This is a genomic window from Pseudomonas sp. SJZ103, assembly GCF_007828335.1.
Taxonomy (GTDB): domain Bacteria; phylum Pseudomonadota; class Gammaproteobacteria; order Pseudomonadales; family Pseudomonadaceae; genus Aquipseudomonas.
In genome coordinates this window covers 16,749-36,383 of sequence record NZ_VIUN01000003.1, presented here as the reverse complement: position 1 = coordinate 36,383, position 19,635 = coordinate 16,749, and the positions used below count along the sequence as shown (strand labels likewise).

At 63.4% G+C, this 19,635-nt stretch carries 15 protein-coding genes; 8 read left to right on the top strand and 7 right to left on the bottom strand.

Annotated elements, in window-relative coordinates; all coding sequences use genetic code 11:
• Window positions 1–21: 21 nt before the first annotated feature.
• A complete protein-coding gene (locus FBY10_RS08335; RefSeq protein ID WP_145336083.1) occupies window positions 22–1,365 on the bottom strand; it encodes an MATE family efflux transporter in 1,344 nt (447 codons plus the stop codon).
• 233 nt (window positions 1,366–1,598) lie between these two features.
• Between FBY10_RS08335 and FBY10_RS08330 the strand changes: the two genes are divergently transcribed.
• The gene (locus FBY10_RS08330; RefSeq protein ID WP_145336085.1) at window positions 1,599–6,494 is read left to right on the top strand and encodes an alpha-2-macroglobulin; all 4,896 of its coding nucleotides are present in this window, start codon (window positions 1,599–1,601) and stop codon (window positions 6,492–6,494) included.
• A gap of 138 nt (window positions 6,495–6,632) precedes the next feature.
• On the opposite strand, the gene FBY10_RS08325 is transcribed toward FBY10_RS08330, so the two are convergent.
• A complete protein-coding gene (locus FBY10_RS08325) occupies window positions 6,633–6,926 on the bottom strand; it encodes a hypothetical protein (protein ID WP_027607987.1) in 294 nt (97 codons plus the stop codon).
• Window positions 6,927–7,016: 90 nt separating this feature from the next.
• On the opposite strand from FBY10_RS08325, the gene pbpC reads away from it, so the two are divergent.
• The 5 genes from pbpC (at window position 7,017) to FBY10_RS08300 (ending at window position 11,717) form a co-directional block, all read left to right on the top strand.
• Entirely contained in the window at window positions 7,017–9,347 is a 2,331-nt protein-coding gene (pbpC, locus tag FBY10_RS08320) for a peptidoglycan glycosyltransferase PbpC (protein ID WP_145336087.1), read from the top strand.
• A gap of 90 nt (window positions 9,348–9,437) precedes the next feature.
• The gene (locus tag FBY10_RS08315; protein ID WP_131696700.1) at window positions 9,438–9,746 is read left to right on the top strand and encodes a MazG-like family protein; all 309 of its coding nucleotides are present in this window, start codon (window positions 9,438–9,440) and stop codon (window positions 9,744–9,746) included.
• Window positions 9,739–10,488 carry a methyltransferase domain-containing protein gene (locus tag FBY10_RS08310; RefSeq protein WP_145336089.1) on the top strand — a complete coding sequence of 250 codons (750 nt, stop codon included), beginning with the start codon at window positions 9,739–9,741 and terminating at the stop codon, window positions 10,486–10,488. The genes FBY10_RS08315 and FBY10_RS08310 overlap by 8 nt, the downstream gene beginning before the upstream one ends.
• A 24-nt stretch (window positions 10,489–10,512) precedes the next feature.
• Window positions 10,513–11,115, top strand: coding sequence for a DUF4136 domain-containing protein (locus FBY10_RS08305; protein WP_027607983.1), 603 nt, complete (start codon window positions 10,513–10,515; stop codon window positions 11,113–11,115).
• A 44-nt stretch (window positions 11,116–11,159) separates the two neighbouring features.
• Window positions 11,160–11,717 (top strand): DUF4136 domain-containing protein, encoded by a 558-nt coding sequence (locus FBY10_RS08300; protein ID WP_145336091.1) that lies wholly within the window; start codon window positions 11,160–11,162, stop codon window positions 11,715–11,717.
• Window positions 11,718–11,720: 3 nt separating this feature from the next.
• Here the strand turns inward: FBY10_RS08300 and FBY10_RS08295 are convergent, their stop codons facing one another.
• Complete coding sequence (locus FBY10_RS08295) at window positions 11,721–12,599, bottom strand: MaoC family dehydratase (RefSeq protein ID WP_145336093.1); 879 nt, start codon at window positions 12,597–12,599, stop codon at window positions 11,721–11,723.
• Window positions 12,600–12,601: 2 nt separating this feature from the next.
• Window positions 12,602–13,945, bottom strand: a complete 1,344-nt coding sequence (locus FBY10_RS08290) for a 3-oxoacyl-ACP reductase (RefSeq protein WP_145336095.1) — start codon at window positions 13,943–13,945, stop codon at window positions 12,602–12,604.
• 103 nt (window positions 13,946–14,048) lie between these two features.
• Between FBY10_RS08290 and FBY10_RS08285 the strand changes: the two genes are divergently transcribed.
• Together FBY10_RS08285 and FBY10_RS08280 are read left to right on the top strand one after the other, a co-directional pair.
• Complete coding sequence (locus FBY10_RS08285) at window positions 14,049–15,326, top strand: acetyl-CoA C-acetyltransferase (protein ID WP_145336097.1); 1,278 nt, start codon at window positions 14,049–14,051, stop codon at window positions 15,324–15,326.
• Window positions 15,327–15,459: 133 nt separating this feature from the next.
• Window positions 15,460–16,359, top strand: coding sequence for a PA4780 family RIO1-like protein kinase (locus FBY10_RS08280; protein ID WP_131696677.1), 900 nt, complete (start codon window positions 15,460–15,462; stop codon window positions 16,357–16,359).
• 80 nt (window positions 16,360–16,439) lie between these two features.
• On the opposite strand, the gene cueR is transcribed toward FBY10_RS08280, so the two are convergent.
• The 3 genes from cueR to FBY10_RS08265 form a co-directional block, all read right to left on the bottom strand.
• The gene (gene cueR / locus FBY10_RS08275; protein WP_131696676.1) at window positions 16,440–16,841 is read right to left on the bottom strand and encodes a Cu(I)-responsive transcriptional regulator; all 402 of its coding nucleotides are present in this window, start codon (window positions 16,839–16,841) and stop codon (window positions 16,440–16,442) included.
• Complete coding sequence (locus FBY10_RS08270) at window positions 16,838–19,054, bottom strand: cation-translocating P-type ATPase (RefSeq protein ID WP_145336099.1); 2,217 nt, start codon at window positions 19,052–19,054, stop codon at window positions 16,838–16,840. The genes cueR and FBY10_RS08270 overlap by 4 nt, the downstream gene beginning before the upstream one ends.
• A 65-nt stretch (window positions 19,055–19,119) precedes the next feature.
• On the bottom strand, window positions 19,120–19,500 hold the full coding sequence (locus FBY10_RS08265; protein WP_145336101.1) for a hypothetical protein: 381 nt from the start codon (window positions 19,498–19,500) through the stop codon (window positions 19,120–19,122).
• Window positions 19,501–19,635 lie beyond the last annotated feature (135 nt).

Here is a 19,635-nt window from a genome sequence, read left to right as displayed (position 1 = left end):
CCACATTAGGATTGCATTTCTTCAGTTAACCCCCAGCCACAGCCCCTGCCGATTCAGACGCCAGGCTATCGCCCACAGCGTCAGGCTGCGCACTGCCATGAACAGCAGGAAGGTTATCCACAGCCCGTGGTTACCCAACCCCTGTAATGCCCAAGCGATTGGCAGCGTCAGCAATACCGTCAGCAACATTCCATCGCGCATCTCTCGTGCCCGAGTAGCGCCGATAAACAACCCATCCAACAGATAACTCCACACCGCAATCAACGGCAGTACCGCCAGGTATGGCAGGTAGATATCGGCGGTTTCGCGCACGCTGGGGATATCGGTCTGCATGGCGATAAACAGGTGGCCGGCGACAGTGAAGAGCAGGGCGAAGCCGACGCTGGCGATCAATGACCAGCCGCCGGCAACCACCAGGGAGCGGCGTAAGGATTGGCGATCATGGGCGCCGATGGCATGGCCGTATAGGGCCTCGACCGCATGGGCCAGACCGTCCAACGCATGAGCGGTCAGTAACAAGCCATTGAGCAATAGAGCATTGGCCGCCACGGTGGCATCGCCCAGGCGTGCGCCTTGCACCGTGATCATGAAAAACACCGACTGCAACGCCAGGCTGCGGATAAAAATGTCGCGGTTCACCGCGAGCAACGGGCGCCAGCTTTCCCAAAGCTTCAACGCGGCCCAGGCGATATGCCCGGGGTAGGCGCGCAGGGCTTTTCGCGTGAGGGCCAGACCGAGCAAGGCGCCGGTCCATTCGGCGATCACCGACGCGCGGGCGGAGCCGACCACACCCCAGTCCAGCCCGAGGACGAACCACAGGTTGAGGGCAATATTCACCAGGTTGGTGGTCAATAGAATCGCCAGCGGCGCGCGGGCGTTTTGCGTGCCCAGGAACCAGCCCACCAGCGCATAACTGGCCAGCGCGGCAGGCAGGCCGAACAGGCGGGTGTGGAAGAACTCGCGGGTCAGTTGGTTGAGTTCGGGGGAGGGCTGCATCCACTCCAGGGCTAGATGGCTCAGTGGAATGCCGACGGTGCCGAGCAGCATCGCCAACCCCAGCGCCAGCAACAGGCCTTGCAGCAGGATTTGCCGCAGTGCCGCACCATCACTGCGCCCGGCGGCCTGGGCGGCGAAACCGGTGGAGCCCATGCGCAGAAAACCCATGGCCCAGGCGAGGAAGGTATAGAGGCTGGCACCGACGGCTACGGCGCCCAGTTGGTGGGCGTGGGGCAGGTGGCCGATGACCATGCTGTCGACCAGTGCCACCAACGGCACGGAGATGTTCGAAAGAATCATCGGTGCAGCCAGAGCCCATACACGGCGATGGGTAGGGCGATCGCGCCAGTCGGTCAGTAAGGTGGACATGCAGGCTCCTTGGGGGAGCGGCATTGTAACCGTCCATTGGCACCGCAACAGGGTCAATGTGGAATGGGGCCCCTCCCACATATTAATCTCCAATGTCCGTGGGATTTGGCTGGAACGCGAAACACGCCCAGAACCAAACCACCCTCCGTCGGTCAATGTGACCAGCGCCACATCGGCTTTGCCGACGCTGATATATAGTTCATCCCTCGGTTCCCTCTGACGACGAGTGCCCCATGCTTAACAAAGGATTGTTCCTGGCCTGCGCGCTGGCCCTGCTGAGCGCCTGCGATTCCTCCGATAAACCGGCTGCACCGCCTGCGCCCACCGTGGCGGCAGCGCCGAAACCGGCCAAGGCGGCGGTGGATGTGGCGGCGCTGAAACATCGTTATGCCGGGCGTGAGCTGAGTGTGGTGGACGTGTCGGAGGTGCAGCTGGACGGGGCCAGTACCTTGTCGGTGAGCTTTTCCATTCCGTTGGATCCGGAGCAGAAGTTTGCCGACAAACTCCATCTGGTCGACAGCAAGTCCGGCAAGGTCGACGGCGCCTGGGAGCTGTCCGATAACCTCATGGAACTGCGCCTGCGCCACCTGGAGCCCCAGCGCAAACTGGTGCTGACGGTGGATGCCGGGGTGAAGGCGGTCAACGCCAACACGCTCGCCGCCGAGTACAGCGCGCGCCTTGAGACCCGCGACCTGCAAGCCACCGTCGGCTTCGCCAGCCGTGGCACGCTGTTGCCGACGCGCCTGGCCGAAGGCCTGCCGGTGATCGCGCTGAACGTCGACAAGATCGACGTTGAGTTCTTCCGGATCAAGCCCGAATCCCTGCCGTCGTTCCTGGCGCAGTGGGGGCGCAATACCAGCCTGCAAAGTTATGAGTCCCGCGAATTGCTGCCGCTGGCTGACCTGGTCTATGGCGGCCGTTTCGACCTGAACCCGGCGCGCAATACCCGCGAAACGCTGTTGCTGCCGATCGCCGGCCTCAAGCAATTGCAGCAGCCGGGCGTGTACCTGGCGGTGATGCGCGCCTCGGGCACCTACAACTATTCGCAACCGGCCACACTGTTTACCTTGAGCGATATTGGCCTGTCGGTGCACCGCTACGCCAATCGCCTGGATGTGTTTACCCAGGCGCTGGAAGGTGGCAAGGCATTGGATGGCGTCGACCTCGAAGTGCTCGATGCCGACGGCCGTGTTTTGGGCCAGGGCAAGACCGAGAAGGGCGGTCACGCTGAACTGCCATTGCCGAAAAAGGCCCAGGTGTTATTGGCCAAACAGGGCGAGCAGACCAGTTTGCTGCGCCTGGACAGCGCCGCCCTTGACCTGGCGGAGTTCGACATTGGCGGCCAACCTTCGCACCCCCTGCAGTTCTTTGTGTTCGGCCCGCGCGACCTGTATCGCCCCGGCGAAACCGTGTTGCTCAACGCCCTGCTGCGCGACAAGGACGGCAACGCCGTCAAGCCGCAACCGGTGAGCGTCGAAGTGCGTCGCCCGGATGAACAGGTGAGCCGCAAGTTTGTATGGGATGCCGACGCCTCCGGCCTCTATCAATATCAACTGCAACTGGCCGGTGAAGCCCCGACCGGGCGCTGGCAGTTGGTGTTCGACCTGGGTGATGGCAAGCCGCAGCTGTATGAATTCCTCGTCGAAGACTTCCTGCCCGAGCGCCTGGCGCTGGAACTCAAGGGCAGCGACACGGCATTGAGCCCGGCGGATAACCCGGTGATTAAGGTCAATGGTCGCTACCTCTATGGTGCGCCGGCGTCGGGCAACCGCGTCAGCGGGCAAGTCTATGTGCGACCGTTGCGCGAAGCGGTCAAGTCGCTGCCGGGCTATCAATTCGGCTCCGTCACCGAAGAAGAACTGAGCCAGGACTTCGAGCTGGACGAAAGCGTACTCGACGCCAAGGGCCAGGAAGAACTGACCCTGGAAAGCAAATGGGCCGACGCCAAATCCCCTCTGCAACTGATCGTGCAAGCCAGCCTGCAAGAGTCGGGTGGGCGGCCGATCACCCGGCGCCTGGTGCAGCCGATCTGGCCGGCCGAGCAATTGCCGGGCCTGCGCGGCCTGTTTGACGGCAAGGAAACCAATGGCGATGGCCCGGCGGAATTCGAAGTGCTGTTGGCCAACCAGGACGGGCAGAAACTCGCCACGCAAAACCTCAAGGTCCGCCTGGTGCGCGAGCGCCGTGACTACTACTGGAATTACTCGGACAGCGATGGCTGGAGCTATCACTACAACGAGAAATTCCTCAACCTCGACGAACAGACCCTGAACATCAAGGCCGGCGATACCGCCAAGGTCAGCTTCCAGGTGGAGTGGGGCCCGTACCGTGTCGAGGTCGAGGACCCGCAGACCGGGCTGGTCAGCAGCCTGCGTTTCTGGGCCGGTTACCAGGCCCAGGACAACACCGAAGGCGGCGCCGTGCGCCCCGACCAGGTCAAGCTGGCGCTGGATAAACCCGCGTATGGCGACGGCGACACCGCCAACGTCACGGTCACGCCGCCGGCTGCCGGTAAAGGTTACCTGCTGGTGGAATCCGCCGAAGGGCCGCTGTGGTGGCAGGAAATCGACGTGCCGGCCGAGGGCAAAAGTTTTGCCGTGAAGCTCGACCCGAAATGGTCGCGCCATGACCTGTACGTCAGCGCCCTGGTGATTCGCCCAGGTGAGCGCAAAGCCAATATCACCCCGAAACGCGCGGTGGGCCTGCTGCACCTGCCGCTGGATCGCACCCAGCGCAAGCTTGGCGTGACCCTGACCGCGCCGGAAAAAATGCGCCCCAAACAACCGCTGACGGTGAAGATTGCCGCCAAAAACGCCGATGGCAGCGTGCCGAAACAGGTGCACGTACTGGTGGCGGCGGTGGACGTGGGCATCCTCAATATCACCGAATACCCGACACCCGACCCTTACTCCAGCCTGTTCGGTCGCAAGGCTTACGGCGTGGACCAGTTCGACATCTACGGCCAATTGATCGAAGCCGGGCAGGGCCGCCTGGCCAGCCTGGCTTTTGGTGGTGACGCCGCGCTGGCCAAGGGTGGCAAGCGCCCGGACACCAGCGTGACCATCGTTGCCCTGCAAAGCGCGCCGGTGACCTTGAATGAGCAGGGCGAGGGTGAAGTCAGCGTCAATATCCCCGACTTCAACGGCGAGCTGCGCCTGATGGCCCAGGCCTGGAGCGATGACCGCTACGGCATGGCCGAAGGCAAGACCGTGATCGCAGCACCGCTGATCGCCGAGCTGTCGGCGCCGCGCTTCCTCGCTGGCGGTGACCAGACAACGTTGGCCCTGGACCTGTCCAACCTGTCGGGCAAGGCGCAGAAACTCGACGTGCAATTGAGTGCCGAAGGGCAGTTGGAGCTGGTCAACGGTGGTGCTCAAACCGTCGAACTCAAGCAAGGCCAGCGCACCACCCTGCGTATCCCGGTGAAAGCCTGGGGGGGCTTGGGTCAAGGCAAGGTGAAGGTCACCGTCAATGGCCTGGACCTGCCCGGTGAGAACCTCCCGCCGTTCAGCCGCGAATGGACCCTGGGTGTGCGCCCGGCGTATCCCGCGTTGCTCAAACATTACCGGGCAGTACTCAAAGGCGAGCCGTGGAGCCTGCCAGTGGGCACACTTGATCAGTTCGATGCCTCTGGGCGTGAGGCGCTGCTGAGCCTGTCGAGCCGGCCACCGCTGAACCTCGGCGCGCAGATCTCGGCACTCAAGGCCTACCCCTATGGTTGCCTGGAGCAGACTGCCAGTGGTCTGTACCCATCGCTGTATGCGGACGATGCGTTGCTCAAGCGCCTGAGTATCAAGGGTGAGCCGGATGCCGAGCGCAAACGCAAGATTGAGCTGGGCATCGAGCGCCTGCTGGGCATGCAACGCTACAACGGCAGCTTCGGTTTGTGGGGCGCGGATGGCGAAGAGGAATATTGGCTGACGGCCTATGTCACCGACTTCCTGTTGCGTGCCCGTGACCAGGGCTTCGCGGTACCGCCCGAAGCGTTGAAGAAAGCCAGCGAGCGCCTGCTGCGTTATGTGCAGGAACGCAACCTGATCGAAGTCGACTACAGCGACAACGCCGACCACACGCGCTTTGCCGTGCAGGCCTACGCTGGCATGGTGCTGGCGCGCAGTCAGCAGGCGCCGTTGGGCGCATTGCGCAGTATTTTCGAGCGACGCAGTGACGCGCGCTCCGGGTTGCCGTTGGTGCAACTGGCCATCGCCTTGCAGAAGATGGGTGACCAGCCGCGCGCGGATCAAGCCTTGCTGGCCGGCCTGGCGGCGCAACGCAGCGCCAAGGAATGGCTGGCCGACTACGGCAGCCCGCTGCGCGACCAGGCGATGATCCTGGCGTTGCTGGAAGAAAACGACTTGGCCAAGGGCAAGCGTGAGGAGCGTTTGTTTACCCTGTCGGACCAATTGGCAGCCAGCCCGTACCTGTCGACCCAGGAGCGCAATTCGCTGTTCCTGGCCGGGCGCCTCGGGTTTGCCAAGCCGGAGTCGGACTGGCAGGTGTCCCTGACCGGCAGTGGCGGTGTGCATGAGTTGAATAATCAGCAATCGACCCTGGAGCTCGAAGGCAAGCTGCTGTCCAGCGACCTGGCCTTGAGCAATCAGGGGGATACGCCGGTGTACCAGCAACTGACAATCTCGGGTTATCCACAGCTGCCGCCGGCGCCGGGCGGCGACAACCTGAGCATCCGCCGTGAATACCTGGGCATGAATGGCCAACCGCTGAACCTGCGCAACCTCAATAGCGGCGACCTGGTGCTGGTGCACCTTGCCGTGAGCGCCAAGCAGCGCGTGCCGGATGCCTTGGTGGTCGACCTGTTGCCTGCGGGCCTGGAGCTGGAAAACCAGAACCTGGCACAAAGCGCGGCCAGCCTGGAAAACGCCAGCAGTCAGGTGAAGGAGTGGCGCGAGTCGATGCAGAACGCGGCGCTCAAGCATCAGGAGTTTCGTGATGACCGTTACGTAGCGGCCATCAACCTTGACGGTGACGGCACCACGCACTTGCTGTATCTGGCCCGTGCCGTGACACCGGGTACTTACCGCGTGCCACCGCCGCAGGTGGAGTCGATGTACCGGCCGAACTGGCAGGCAGTGGGGGAGACGCCGGCAGATCTGGTGATCAAAGGGCGCTGATCTCTCAACTTGGAATCGAAACTAATGTGGGAGGGGGCTTGCTCCCGATAGCGGTGGGTCAGTTGCCAGGTGCATTGACTGAAACACTGCTATCGGGAGCAAGCCCCCTCCCACACAGGATTAGGGGCATTCTTGGGTTTAGTGGACGACCCAACTGAGCAGCCACAGGCCAAGTATCAGCCAGATCACCCCGAAGATGATCGAAGCGCGCATGAAGGCGCGTACGGCCGAGTACAGAAACAGCAGGCCGACGATCAGGGTGAGGATGCTGATGATCGAGGTGTCCATGCCCAACGTGCGTGACAGGCCTTCGACAAAGTTGCCGCCGGCGTGGGTCAAGGCTCCGAACAATCCGCTGAGCCCGTCGACGATAAAGCGGATGACGGAACCGAGCGCCTGGCCCAACCATTCGAAAAAGCTCTCTACCTGCATATGTGTGTCCTGATAAGAAGATGGGCGTATCTGTGCCTTTGGTTGTTATTGCAACAGGCTAGTTCCCTACAAGCATAGAGGTTTGCCCGTTTGAATTTGCGTTTAGTTGCCCGTTGGACCCTCGCGAGCCTGTTGCTGGTGATCGCCCTGCTGTGGCTGGCTGATCGCATCTGGCCCTTGCCGTTGCCCAAGGATGATCTGGCACGGGTAGTGCTGGCCGAGGATGGCACGCCGTTGTGGCGGTTTGCCGATGCCAACGGCGTGTGGCGTTACCCGGTGCAAACCAGCGAAGTGTCGCCGTATTACCTCGATGCACTGCTCACCTACGAAGACCGCTGGTTCTACCAGCACCCCGGTGTTAACCCGTTGGCGCTGGTGCGGGCGACGTGGCAGAACCTGACGGGCGCGCGGGTGGTGTCGGGCGGCAGTACGTTGTCGATGCAGGTGGCGCGCCTGCTCGACCCGCACTCGCGTACTTTCCACGGCAAGTTGCGCCAACTGTGGCGCACGGCGCAGTTGGAGTGGCACCTGTCCAAGGAACAGATTCTCAACCTGTACCTGAACCGCGCACCGTTTGGCGGCACATTGCAGGGCGTGGCGGCCGCCAGTTGGGCGTATCTGGGCAAGTCCCCGGCACACCTGACCCACGCCGAAGCGGCCTTGCTCGCGGTCTTGCCCCAGGCGCCGAGTCGCCTGCGTCCGGATCGGCACCCGCAGCGCGCCCAGGAAGCCCGCGACAAAGTCTTGCGTCGCCTCGCCGAGTTCCAGGTGTGGCCGCAGTCGGCGGTGGATGAAGCCCTCGAAGAACCATTGCTGCTCGCGCCGCGCCTGGAGCCCAGCCTGGCGCCGCTGCTCGCCCGCCGCCTGAACCGTCCCGACAGCCCGCCGCTGATTCGCACCACGCTGGATGCCACCCTGCAACGCCGTCTTGAAGACCTGTTGCTGGGCTGGCGTGCGCGGTTGCCGGAACACACCTCTGCCGCGATCCTGGTGGTGGAAGAAGAAAGCATGGCCGTGCGGGCTTATCTGGGGTCTGTGGACATCAACGACGCCAAGCGTTTTGGCCATGTGGACATGATCAGCGCGCTGCGTTCGCCGGGTTCTACCTTGAAGCCCTTCCTGTATGGCATGGCCCTGGACGAGGGCTTGATTCACTCCGAATCGCTGTTGCAGGACGTGCCCCGGCGTTATGGCGATTATCGGCCGGGCAACTTTTCCATGGGCTTTACCGGCGCAGTGCCAGCGAGCACGGCGCTGTCCAGTTCACTGAACCTGCCAGCGGTGCAGTTGTTGGAAGCCTACGGGCCGAAGCGCTTTGCCGCGCAGATGCGCATCGGTGGCGTGCCATTGGCCCTGCCGGCGTTGGCCGAACCCAATCTGGCGCTGATCCTCGGTGGTGCGGGCAGCCGGCTGGAAGATCTGGTCAGCGGTTACAGTGCCTTCGCCCGTGCCGGCAGGAGCGCAACGATTCGATTACAACCAGACGACACGCTGAGGGAACGGCCATTGCTGTCGCCAGGGGCCGCGTGGATTGTGCGGCGCATCCTCAGTGGCCAGGCGCGGCCTGATCGCGACCCGCGTGCCGAACTGGTGCAGCGCCCGGTCCTGGCCTGGAAAACCGGGACCAGCTACGGCTTTCGCGATGCCTGGGCGATTGGCGTGGGGCCGCGCTATTTGATCGGTGTGTGGATCGGTCGCCCGGACGGCACGCCGGTGCCGGGGCAGTTCGGTTTGGCCTCGGCGGCGCCGCTGATGTTGCAGGTGCACGACGTGCTGACCAATCGCGACAGCCAGCGCGGCATCAGCGCGCAGGTTTTACCGGTGCCGGCCAATGTCGGCGTGGCGGCGATCTGTTGGCCGCTGGGCCAGCCCATGAACCGCAGCGATCCGAATTGCCGCCGCCAGCGCTTTGCCTGGACCCTGGACAACACCACGCCACCGACCTTGCAGGCGCTGGATCAACCGTTGAGCGTCGGTTTGATGGAAAGTGTCTGGGTCAACGCCAAGGGCTTGAGGGTGGATGCTCATTGCCCGGGCGCCGTGCCCAGGAACATCGCCCTGTGGCCCGCACCGCTGGAACCGTGGCTGCCGAGGGTCGAGCGCCGGGAAGCGCGGATTCCCGCTGCCGACCCCGATTGCCCACCACCGGCGCTGGCGGCGTCTTCGCCGTTGTCGATTGTCGGCGTGCGCGAAGGCGACCAACTGCGCCTGCCTGCCGCCAGCCAGCAGACCCTGCGCGTGAAACTCTCAGCCCTGGGCGGCAGCGGCCGGCGCTGGTGGTTCCTCAATGGCGCACCGCTGGGCGACAGCGCCAACCAGGACTTTATCAACGCCAGCTTCGAACGCTTGGGCCGCTATCAGCTCAGTGTGTTGGATGAGGCCGGTCAAACCGCCAGGCTTGAATTCAGCGTGGTGGATTAGGGCCGCCGATGGCGTCGCTGGGCACACCACCGCTATTCACTTGCCTTCACTCTCCATCCCCCTGAAGCTATACCCCTTCAGGAGCCCCCTATGAACCTCGAACACCTCACCGAACGCCTGCACCGCATCCGCGATACCAACAACTGGAAGCAATTCCACAGCCCGAAAAACCTGGCCATGGCCGCCAGCGTGGAAATGGCCGAACTGGTGGAAATATTCCAGTGGCTCAGCGAAGACCAGTCCCGCCAGTTGCCCGCCGACAAACTCGCCCACGCCGGCCAGGAAGTGGGGGATATCGTGCTGTACCTGCTGTTGCTGTGCAGCGAGCTGGGCCTGGACATGAACGAGGTGGTGCGCGCGAAGCTGGCCGACAGCGAGCGGCGGTTTGCCCATGAGTGACCGGCATTTCGACCAGTTGGCCACGCGCTTCGCCGAGAAAATCTACGGTGGCGCAAAAGGTGCCATTCGCCTGGCGGTACTCCAGGCAGACCTGGCTGAGGCCCTGCCGGACCGGCCGTTGCGCGTGCTGGATATCGGCGCGGGCCTGGGGCATATGTCGCTGTGGCTGGCCGAGCGCGGCCATCAGGTGACCCTGGCCGAACCCGCCGAGCCGATGCTCGAAGGCGCGCGCCAGCGCTTCGCCGAGGCCGGACAGAGCGCCACCTTCATCCATGCGCCCTGGCAGGACCTGCTCGGCCAGATCACCGAGCCCTACGACCTGGTGCTGTGCCATGCCGTGCTGGAATGGCTGGCCGAACCCCACGCGATCCTGCCGGTACTGCACCAGCTCACGCTGCCCGGTGGCTGGTTGTCGCTGGCGTTCTACAACCGCGATGCGCTGATTTATCGCAACCTGCTCAAAGGCCACTTCCGCAAAATGCGCAAGAATGACATGGCTGGCGAAAAGCAGAGCCTGACCCCGCAACAGCCCCTCGACCCGCGCGAGTTGGCGGCGCAACTCGAAGGGCTTTGGCAGGTCGAAAGCCAAAGTGGCGTGCGGGTATTCCACGACTATATGCCGGTGGAATTCCAGGCCCGCGCGAACCTACCGGACCTTATCGAGATGGAACTCGCTCACCGTCGTCACCCAAGCTTTGCCGGACTTGGGCGTTATTTGCACTGGATCTGCCGTCCGGTATAAGCGGCCCAGTCTGCGGAGGTCGAAATGCGTCGTCTCTGTTTGATCCTGTTATCCCTCGGGCTGGGCGCCTGCTCCAGCCCTAACCCTTACGTGGCGGCGTCTGCGCCCATGCCGCCGGCGCCCGCGCAGGCGGCCACGACCTTCGACGCCAGCGCCTACCCGGCGCCGGTGCGCGACTATGGCGCCTACCGCAATTGGGCCTGGCGCAACGGCCAGTTGCCGGCAGGTACGGCCTGGGCGGATTCGGCGCAAGTCGCCGAAGCGGTCAGCGGTGCCCTTGACCAACGCGGCCTGCGCCCCTTGCACGACAACCGCCCGGCGGACCTGCTGGTGAGCGCCGATGTGCGCCTGGAGAAACGTCTCAAGCAAGTCCAGGACGATTACGGCTACGGATACGGCGGCTATAACCGCTACGGTCCGGGCTACGGGATGTACAACTCGGTGCCGATCGTGCGCACCTATGAAGTGCAAGTGGTGGTGGTGCGCGTCAACCTGTTCGACGCCCGCAGCGGCCAGCCGGTATGGAGCGCCAGCGCGGAAACCGGCAGCCAGGGCAGCCTCAGCGAGCGCGCCGATGCGTTGCGCCAGGCCGTGCAAAAGGCGATGACGGCGTATCCTCCGAGTTAACAGCTATTCTCATCTAAAGCCCGGTCGCTTGTTGGAGATAAACCATGTTTCGTCGTATCGCTACGCTAGCTTTTGTTGTGCTGCTGGGCGGTTGCCAGACCAGCCAGGTCAACCATGATTTTGATGCCAGCCGCGACTTCGGCGCCTACCGCAGTTGGGCCTGGAAAGACCCGGCCCTGCAATACCGCCCCGACGATCCGCGGATCAAGAGCGACCTTACCGAGCAACGCGTCCGCCAGGCGGTGGGCGAACAGCTTGATCAACGCGGCCTGCGCCCGGCATCCGCAGGCACCAAGGCTGACCTGAACGTGCAGGCCTACCTGATCGTCGAAGACCGCCAGCAACAAGTCACCACCAACTATGGCGGCGCCTGGGGCGGGCCGTGGAACGGCTACTGGGGCGGCCCGATGTACAACGAAACACGCAACGTCACCTACAAGGTGGCGACCCTCCAGATCGACCTGCTCGACGGCAAGGACGGCAAGCTGGTGTGGCGCGGCAGTGATGAACAGATGATGAGCAGCACGCCCAACCCGCAGGATCGTGATAACGCGATCCGCACGACGGTGACCCGCATCCTCTCCAGCTATCCCCCACGCTGACAATCAGTCCGCGCCCGCTTCAGGGGCGGCAAGCGCTGCTATCGGTTGCCATGTGCCTACCATGTGCTCAATATCGCCGGCCCCTTTCAATAACAGCTCTCCGCTGGAACCGGCGGCGCTGGCCAGCAATGTCACCTCACTGGGCAGGCGCACCGGTTTCCTGAATTCGACGTCTATTTCGATATTGGCGGCCGGCAAGTGTTCGCCCAAGGCGGCGAGGGTGTGCGCCTTGTTCCACAGTCCGTGGGCGATGGCCTGGGGGAAGCCGAACAGTCTGGCGGTCAGGGCGCTGAGGTGGATCGGGTTGTAGTCGCCGGATACTCTCGCGTAGCGGCGGCCGATATCGGCTGGGGCCTTCCAGCGAGTCAATTCGCTGATCTCGGCGGGGCTGGGACGGGCATCATCGGTCGCTTCGCCTTCGAGCTTTACACCCCGGCACAGCATACGGCTCTCGGCTTCCCACAGCAGGCCGAGAGAGTCTTCAACCGTGGTGACCACTTCAAAGGTCGCGCCCTTTGGGTGGGGCTTGAGGTTCTGCGTGTGCACGCCGATGGACAATTCGCTGACACCGCCCAGCGGGCGATGGATGCGGATGCGGTTGCTCAGGTGAATCAACCCCAGCAGCGGGAAGGGAAACTTTTTGTCGGTGAGCAACTGCATTTGCAGACCGAACGCGAGGATGTGCGGATAAGTTGCCGGCAGCAGGGGGCTCTCGGTAAACCCGCAGACTTTGCGGTACGCCGCCACCTGCTTGGGGTCGACGCTCACCCGGCAGCGCAACCCTTGCTCGGGCAGCGTGTTGCCGGTGATCTTGCGCTTGAGCGCCGCTCGCCAATACAACGGCGGCAGAAACGGCGTACTGCCTAAGGTTTGCCAATCCATGCTCATGCTCCCAACAGACTTTGGCCACACACCCGCAGCGCTTGGCCGCTGACCGCACCGGACCCCGGCTGGCCCAGCCAGGCCACGGCTTCGGCGACGTCCTGCGGCAAACCGCCCTGGCCCAGCGAGCTCATGCGGCGTCCGGCTTCACGCAGTGCAAATGGAATATGCGCGGTCATCTGGGTTTCGATAAAGCCTGGGGCTACGGCGTTGATACTGATCCCGCGTTCTTCCAATAACGGCGCCCATGCCTGCACCAGGCCGATCAAACCGGCCTTGCTCGCGGCATAGTTGGTTTGCCCACGGTTGCCGGCGATGCCGCTGATGGAGGCCAGCACCACCACGCGGGCGTTGTCGTGCAGGGTGCCGCTGTCGAGGAGTGCCTTGGTCAGCACTTGCGGGGCATTGAGATTGACCGCCAGCACCGCGTCCCAGTATTCCGGGGTCATGTTGGCCAGGGTTTTGTCACGGGTGATCCCGGCGTTGTGCACCAGGATGTCGAGGCCGTCGGGCAGGTGTTCGATCAACTGGCCGGCGGCGTCTGCGGCGCAGATGTCCAGCACGATTGTGCGCGCACCCAGGCGTGCGGCCAGGGCTTCGAGGTCGGACTTGGCCTGGGGCACGTCGAGCAGGATCACTTCGGCGCCGTCGCGGGCCAGGGTTTCGGCGATGGACGCGCCAATGCCACGGGCTGCGCCGGTGACCAATGCCTTGCGCCCGGCGAGGGGGCGGGTCCAGTCTTCGACGGGCGTGGCACAGGCCTTCAGGCGAATCACCTGGCCGGAGATATAGGCGCTTTTCGGTGACAGGAAAAAGCGCAGTGCGCCTTCCAGTTGGTCTTCGGCACCGTCGCCGACGTAGAGCAATTGCAACACGCCGCCGTTGCGCAGCTCCTTGGCCAGGGACCGGCTGAAACCTTCAAGGGCGCGCTGGGCGCTGGCGGCGAACGGGTCGCTGAGACTCTCGGGTGCACGGCCAAGAATCACCAGGTGGGCACTGTTATCCAGGTTTTTCAGCAACGGTTGGAAAAACTCACGCAGTTGCTTGAGCTGGTCGGTGTGGTGGAGGTCGCTGGCATCGAACACCACGGCCTTGAGCTTGGGGCCGTGGCCGGGAATCCACGTCGACGCCTCGGCGCCGTAGGTGTAAATGGCGTCGGTGAGCTTGTTGGCAAACGCCTGTACGTTGCTTGCCAGCGCGCCACCTCCCAGCAGCAATGCACCTTCCACCGGACGCAGGCGCCCGGCTTGCCAGCGTTCCAGGCGTACCGGTGACGGCAGGCCAAGGGCGGCGACCAGGCGATGGCCGAGGCTTGAGTTGGCGAAGTCGATATAACGGTCAGACATGGAACGCTCTCCGAAGGCTGGGGTTCAAAGGGTTGACCATCCCAGGGTAGCAGTCGTTCGACTAGGCTCAGTTATCCAGACCACAACCGACAGGGAGCTTTCCATGACTCAATTGCGCCGTGTAGCGATCATTGGCGGTAACCGCATTCCCTTCGCCCGCTCCAATGGCCCTTACGCCACGGCAAGCAATCAGGCGATGCTGACCGCGGCCTTGGAGGGCCTGATCGAACGCTACAACCTGCACGGCCTGCGCATGGGCGAGGTGGCCGCCGGCGCGGTGCTCAAGCATTCCCGTGACTTCAACCTCACCCGTGAATGCGTGCTGGGTTCACGCCTGTCGCCGCAAACCCCCGCCTATGACATTCAGCAGGCATGCGGCACGGGACTCGAGGCGGCGTTGCTGGTGGCCAACAAGATCGCCCTGGGCCAGATTGAATGCGGGATTGCCGGTGGGGTGGATACCACCTCCGACGCCCCTATCGGCGTGAATGAAGGGCTGCGCAAGATCCTGCTGCAAGCCAATCGCAGCAAATCCATGGCGGATAAGTTAAAAGTCTTGTTACAACTTCGCCCCCATCACCTCAAGCCCGAGCTGCCGCGTAACGGCGAGCCGCGCACCGGTTTGTCCATGGGCCAGCATTGCGAATTGATGGCGCAGAACTGGCAGATTCCCCGTGTCGAGCAGGATCAACTCGCCCTCGAGAGCCACCAGAAAATGGCCGCTGCCTATGCCGAAGGCTGGCATAACGATCTGCTCACGCCGTTTCTGGGCCTGACCCGCGACAACAACCTGCGCCCCGACCTGAGCCTGGAGAAACTCGCCGCACTCAAGCCCGCGTTCGAACGCAGCGAAAAGGGCACGCTCACGGCCGGCAATTCCACGCCGCTCACCGATGGCGCCTCTCTGGTGTTGCTCGGCAGTGAAGCCTGGGCCCAAGAGCGTGGTCTGCCGATCCTGGCCTACCTGCGCGATGGCGAGGCGGCGGCGGTGGATTTCGTCAACGGCGCCGAAGGCCTGCTGATGGCGCCGGTGTATGCGGTGCCACGTTTGCTGGCGAGGAATGGCCTGACGCTGCAGGACTTTGATTACTACGAGATTCATGAAGCCTTCGCTGCCCAGGTGTTGTGCACGCTCAAGGCGTGGGAGGATGCGGATTACTGCAAGACGCGCCTCGGGCTGGACGCACCGTTAGGGGCCATCGATCGCAGCCGCCTGAACGTCAAAGGCAGTTCGCTGGCGGCCGGTCACCCGTTTGCCGCCACCGGTGGGCGCATTGTCGCCAACCTGGCCAAGCTGCTCGACGCGGCGGGCAAGGGGCGCGGGCTGATTTCGATCTGCGCCGCCGGCGGGCAGGGCGTGACGGCGATCATCGAACGTTGAATTCGCCGAAATTGGCATATTGGATGCATTCTTGAGTGGTCAGAGGTCGGTAGCCCCTCCCACCGGCGAGCCGATTGCCGTATAACGAGTGCCATACGCGTATTTGGTAATAAAGGACCCACAATAAAAGCTGATGAAGACTCCTAAACGCATTGAACCCCTGATCGAAGACGGTCTGGTCGACGAAGTGCTGCGCCCACTCATGAGTGGTAAAGAAGCAGCTGTTTATGTGGTGCGCTGCGGCAATGAATTGCGTTGCGCCAAGGTTTACAAGGAGGCGAACAAACGAAGTTTTCGTCAAGCGTCCGAATACCAGGAAGGCCGTAAGGTCCGTAACAGCCGGCAGGCCCGGGCCATGGCCAAGGGCTCAAAATTCGGCAAGAAAGAAACCGAAGATGCCTGGCAGAACGCCGAAGTAGCGGCGTTGTTCCGTCTGGCCGGTGCGGGCGTTCGCGTGCCCAAGCCGTACGACTTCCTCGAAGGCGTGTTGTTGATGGAACTGGTGGCCGACGAGTACGGCGATGCGGCGCCACGCCTGAATGACGTGACGTTGGAGCCGGACCAGGCGCGTGAATACCACGCCTTCCTGATTTCCCAGATCGTGCTGATGCTGTGTACCGGCCTGGTGCACGGTGACCTGTCCGAGTTCAACGTACTGCTCACGCCGACCGGTCCGGTCATTATCGACCTGCCCCAGGCAGTGGATGCGGCGGGCAACAACCACGCGTTCAACATGCTGGAGCGGGATGTGGGCAACATGGCTTCCTACTTCGGGCGTTTTGCCCCGGAGTTGAAGAAGACCAAGTACGCCAAGGAAATGTGGGCGCTCTACGAAGCCGGCACCTTGCACCCGGCCAGCGTATTGACCGGCGAGTTCGACGAGCCGGAAGAGCTGGCGGACGTGGGCGGTGTGATCCGCGAGATCGAAGCGGCGCGGCTGGATGAAGAACGGCGCCAGGCTGTTCGGGCGGCGGATGATGCGCCACCGAGCAAAGCGTCGGAAGAACCACCGCCGCCGCCCTGGATGCAGTGATCTTCGGGTACATGAAGATCAAAATGTGGGAGGGAGCAAGCCCCCTCCCACATTGGTTTTGTAGTTAGTCAGTTAGAGCCTCACGCGCAGCAGCTTCCCGACGCCAACTCCTTGAGAATCGGACAATCCGGCCGGTGATCACCCTGGCAGTGTTCGACCAGGTCCTGCAACGTATCGCGCAGTTGCCCCAACTCCAGAATCTTCTGGTTCAGCTCATCGATATGTTGGCGCGCCAAGGCTTTCACATCGGCGCTGGCTCGCTGCCGGTCCTGCCACAGGGTCAGCAGTTTGCCGACCTCTTCCAATGAAAACCCCAGGTCCCGCGAGCGTTTGATAAACGCCAGGGTGTGCAGGTCATCGGCGCCGTAGATGCGGTAGCCGCTGTCGGTGCGATGGGCCGCTTTGAGCAGGCCGATGGATTCGTAGTAGCGAATCATTTTCGCGCTCAGCCCGCTTTGCCGGGCGGCTTGGCCGATGTTCATGGGCGTTGATCCTCCAAATCTGACGGTTTCCAAGTGCTTGGTTTCCAGGTTTTCAACAGCAAGGCATTGCTCACGACGCTGACGCTGGACAAGGCCATGGCCGCGCCCGCGAGCACCGGGTTGAGCAGGCCGAACGCGGCCAGGGGAATGCCGATCAAGTTATACACAAAGGCCCAGAACAGGTTCTGGCGGATTTTGGCGTAGGTCTTGCGGCTTATCTCCAGGGCGGCCGGGACCAGGCGTGGGTCGCCGCGCATCAGGGTGATACCGGCGGCATGCATGGCCACGTCGGTGCCGCCGCCCATGGCGATACCGATATCGGCGGCGGCCAGGGCCGGCGCGTCGTTGATGCCGTCGCCCACCATGGCTACCACGCCGGTTTTTTTCAGTTCGGCGACGGTGGCGGCTTTATCGGCTGGCAGGACTTCGGCGTGTACGTCGTCGATGCCCAACGCTTCGGCGACGACGCGGGCGCTGCCGCGATTGTCGCCGGTGAGCAAGTGACTGCTGATGTGTCGGGCCTTGAGTTGTGCCACCGCTTCCAGCGCGCCAGGCTTGAGCGTGTCACCAAAGGCAAACAGCCCGAGCACACGCGGTTGCGCGCCTTGCTCGATCAGCCAGGACAAGGTGCGGCCCTCGGCTTCCCAGGCCGTGGCGGAGTCGGCCAGCCCACCCGCGTCCAGGCCGCTTTCTTCCAGCAGGCGCCGATTTCCCAACGCCAGTTGGCGCCCGTCGAGGGTACCGGCAATGCCGCGCCCGGTCAGGGATTGGCTGGCACTTACATCCGCCACCGTCAGCCCTTGCTCGCTGCAAGCATCCAGCACGGCCTTGGCCAGCGGGTGTTCGCTGCCGCGTTGCAGCGCGCCGGCCTGTTGCAGCAGCAAGGCTTCATTGCCATCCACCGCGACCAAGTGGGCGATTTTTGGCGTGCCGGAGGTGAGGGTGCCGGTCTTGTCGAACACCACGGTGCTCACTTCATGGGCGCGCTCCAGCGCTTCGGCGTCCTTGATCAGGATGCCGTAGCGTGCGGCGACGCCGGTGCCGGCCATGATGGCGGTCGGTGTGGCCAGCCCGAGGGCGCAAGGGCAGGCGATCACCAGCACCGCCACGGCGTTGATGATCGCGGTCTCCAGCGGCGCACCGTATAACCACCACCCCACCAGCGTAATTAACGCCAGCACCAGCACGGTTGGCACGAATACCTGGCTGACTTTATCCACCAGCTTCTGGATCGGTGCCTTGGCGGCCTGGGCGTCTTCCACCAGGCGGATGATGCGTGCCAGTACGCTTTCGGCACCGAGTGCGGTGGTGCGCACCAGCAGGCGGCCTTCGCCATTGATGGCGCCGCCGGTCACGGCGTCGCCAGGTTGTTTCGGCACCGGCAGGCTTTCGCCGCTGATCAGCGCTTCATCGGCATGGCTTTGGCCTTCTACCACTTCGCCGTCCACCGGGAACCGCTCGCCGGGTTTGACCAGCACCCGGTCATCGAGCTTGAGCGCGCTGATGGCGACATCGTCCTCGCGGCCATCCTGTACACGAATGGCGCGTTCAGGGCGCAGGGCTTCCAGGGCGCGGATAGCGCTGGCGGTCTGGCGTTTGGCGCGGCTCTCCAGGTATTTACCGAGCAACACCAGGGCGATCACCACGGCCGACGCTTCGAAGTACAGATGGGGCATGGTGCCCACGGGCGCGGTCAGCCATTCATAGAGACTCAAGCCGTAACCGGCGCTGGTGCCGATGGCCACCAGCAGGTCCATATTGCCAGCGCCGGCACGCACGGCTTTCCACGCCGCGATATAGAAACGCGCGCCGAAGATGAATTGCACAGGGGTCGCCAGGGCGAATTGCACCCAGGCCGGCAGCATCCAGTGCAGGCCGAAGGGTTGTACCAGCATCGGCAAAACCAGAGGCAATGCCAGCACAATCGCCAGCAGCAGCGACCAGCGCTCGCGGTGCAGGCGTTGGGCCTGATCGGCTTCGGTCTTGGTTTCGCTTTGCGGCAGGCTGGCGGTGTAGCCGGCTTTGTCGACGGCGGCGATCAGCACGGCCGGATCGATCTGGCCCAGCACTTCGACGTGCGCGCGCTCGTTGGCCAGGTTGACGCTGACGCTTTGCACCCCCGGCACTTTGCCCAGTGCGCGCTCGACACGCCCGGCACAGCTGGCGCAGGTCATGCCGCCGATGGGCAGGTCAAAGGTGGTGGGTCCATTCATGGGGCAGTCCTCAAGAGAAGTTGCCCCTAGGATCAACCTTGACCTGTGGGGAAGGTCAAGCGTCTTCAGTATTCCAGTGCGGCGGGTTTGAGGTACATGCCGTCCTGGCCTTGGGCAATGCGTAATTTGCGTACGTCACCGGCCTTGAGCGTGATGTTCTGCGCCGGCGGTGCGAGCAGGCCCGGCAGGCAGCCCGCGGCCTGGCCTGGCAGCAGCTTGAGGCGCAGCGAAACATTGCCGGGCGCCAAGTTGAATGAGGTGGACTGTTCCTGGAACAGCCGGCCCGCGAGCTGGTCATTGAGGTACAGGCCGATCTCGCAATTGGTCGGTACTTCCAGGCGTTCGCGGGAAATGATCAGCACCGCATAGTCTTCTGCGGCGAGGGCCTGGGGCGCAGCGGCAGATAAGCTCATCAGGCCGACAAGGCCAAAAAACGACCAGCGCATGGCGAATGCTCCGTGGTTTGAATCAAAGATGGGTGAAGCTTGGCCGACGGAGCGGTGTAATACCAGCCCGGCCGAAAGTTTCAGAACTTGACCTTGCCATCGTGGCAAGGTCGAGACTGGGTTCAACCTCATCAA

Excerpts from the sequence above, each read along its gene's own strand:
- FBY10_RS08280 (WP_131696677.1), top strand. The coding sequence starts at position 15,460 with ATGAAGACTCCTAAACGCATTGAACCCCTGATCGAAGACGGTCTGGTC.
- FBY10_RS08285 (WP_145336097.1), top strand. The coding sequence starts at position 14,049 with ATGACTCAATTGCGCCGTGTAGCGATCATTGGCGGTAACCGCATTCCC.
- FBY10_RS08335 (WP_145336083.1), bottom strand. The coding sequence starts at position 1,365 with ATGTCCACCTTACTGACCGACTGGCGCGATCGCCCTACCCATCGCCGT.
- cueR (WP_131696676.1), bottom strand. The coding sequence starts at position 16,841 with ATGAACATCGGCCAAGCCGCCCGGCAAAGCGGGCTGAGCGCGAAAATG.
- FBY10_RS08325 (WP_027607987.1), bottom strand. The coding sequence starts at position 6,926 with ATGCAGGTAGAGAGCTTTTTCGAATGGTTGGGCCAGGCGCTCGGTTCC.
- FBY10_RS08300 (WP_145336091.1), top strand. The coding sequence starts at position 11,160 with ATGTTTCGTCGTATCGCTACGCTAGCTTTTGTTGTGCTGCTGGGCGGT.
- FBY10_RS08315 (WP_131696700.1), top strand. The coding sequence starts at position 9,438 with ATGAACCTCGAACACCTCACCGAACGCCTGCACCGCATCCGCGATACC.
- FBY10_RS08305 (WP_027607983.1), top strand. The coding sequence starts at position 10,513 with ATGCGTCGTCTCTGTTTGATCCTGTTATCCCTCGGGCTGGGCGCCTGC.
- FBY10_RS08270 (WP_145336099.1), bottom strand. The coding sequence starts at position 19,054 with ATGAATGGACCCACCACCTTTGACCTGCCCATCGGCGGCATGACCTGC.
- FBY10_RS08265 (WP_145336101.1), bottom strand. The coding sequence starts at position 19,500 with ATGCGCTGGTCGTTTTTTGGCCTTGTCGGCCTGATGAGCTTATCTGCC.
- FBY10_RS08295 (WP_145336093.1), bottom strand. The coding sequence starts at position 12,599 with ATGGATTGGCAAACCTTAGGCAGTACGCCGTTTCTGCCGCCGTTGTAT.
- FBY10_RS08330 (WP_145336085.1), top strand. The coding sequence starts at position 1,599 with ATGCTTAACAAAGGATTGTTCCTGGCCTGCGCGCTGGCCCTGCTGAGC.
- FBY10_RS08310 (WP_145336089.1), top strand. The coding sequence starts at position 9,739 with ATGAGTGACCGGCATTTCGACCAGTTGGCCACGCGCTTCGCCGAGAAA.
- FBY10_RS08290 (WP_145336095.1), bottom strand. The coding sequence starts at position 13,945 with ATGTCTGACCGTTATATCGACTTCGCCAACTCAAGCCTCGGCCATCGC.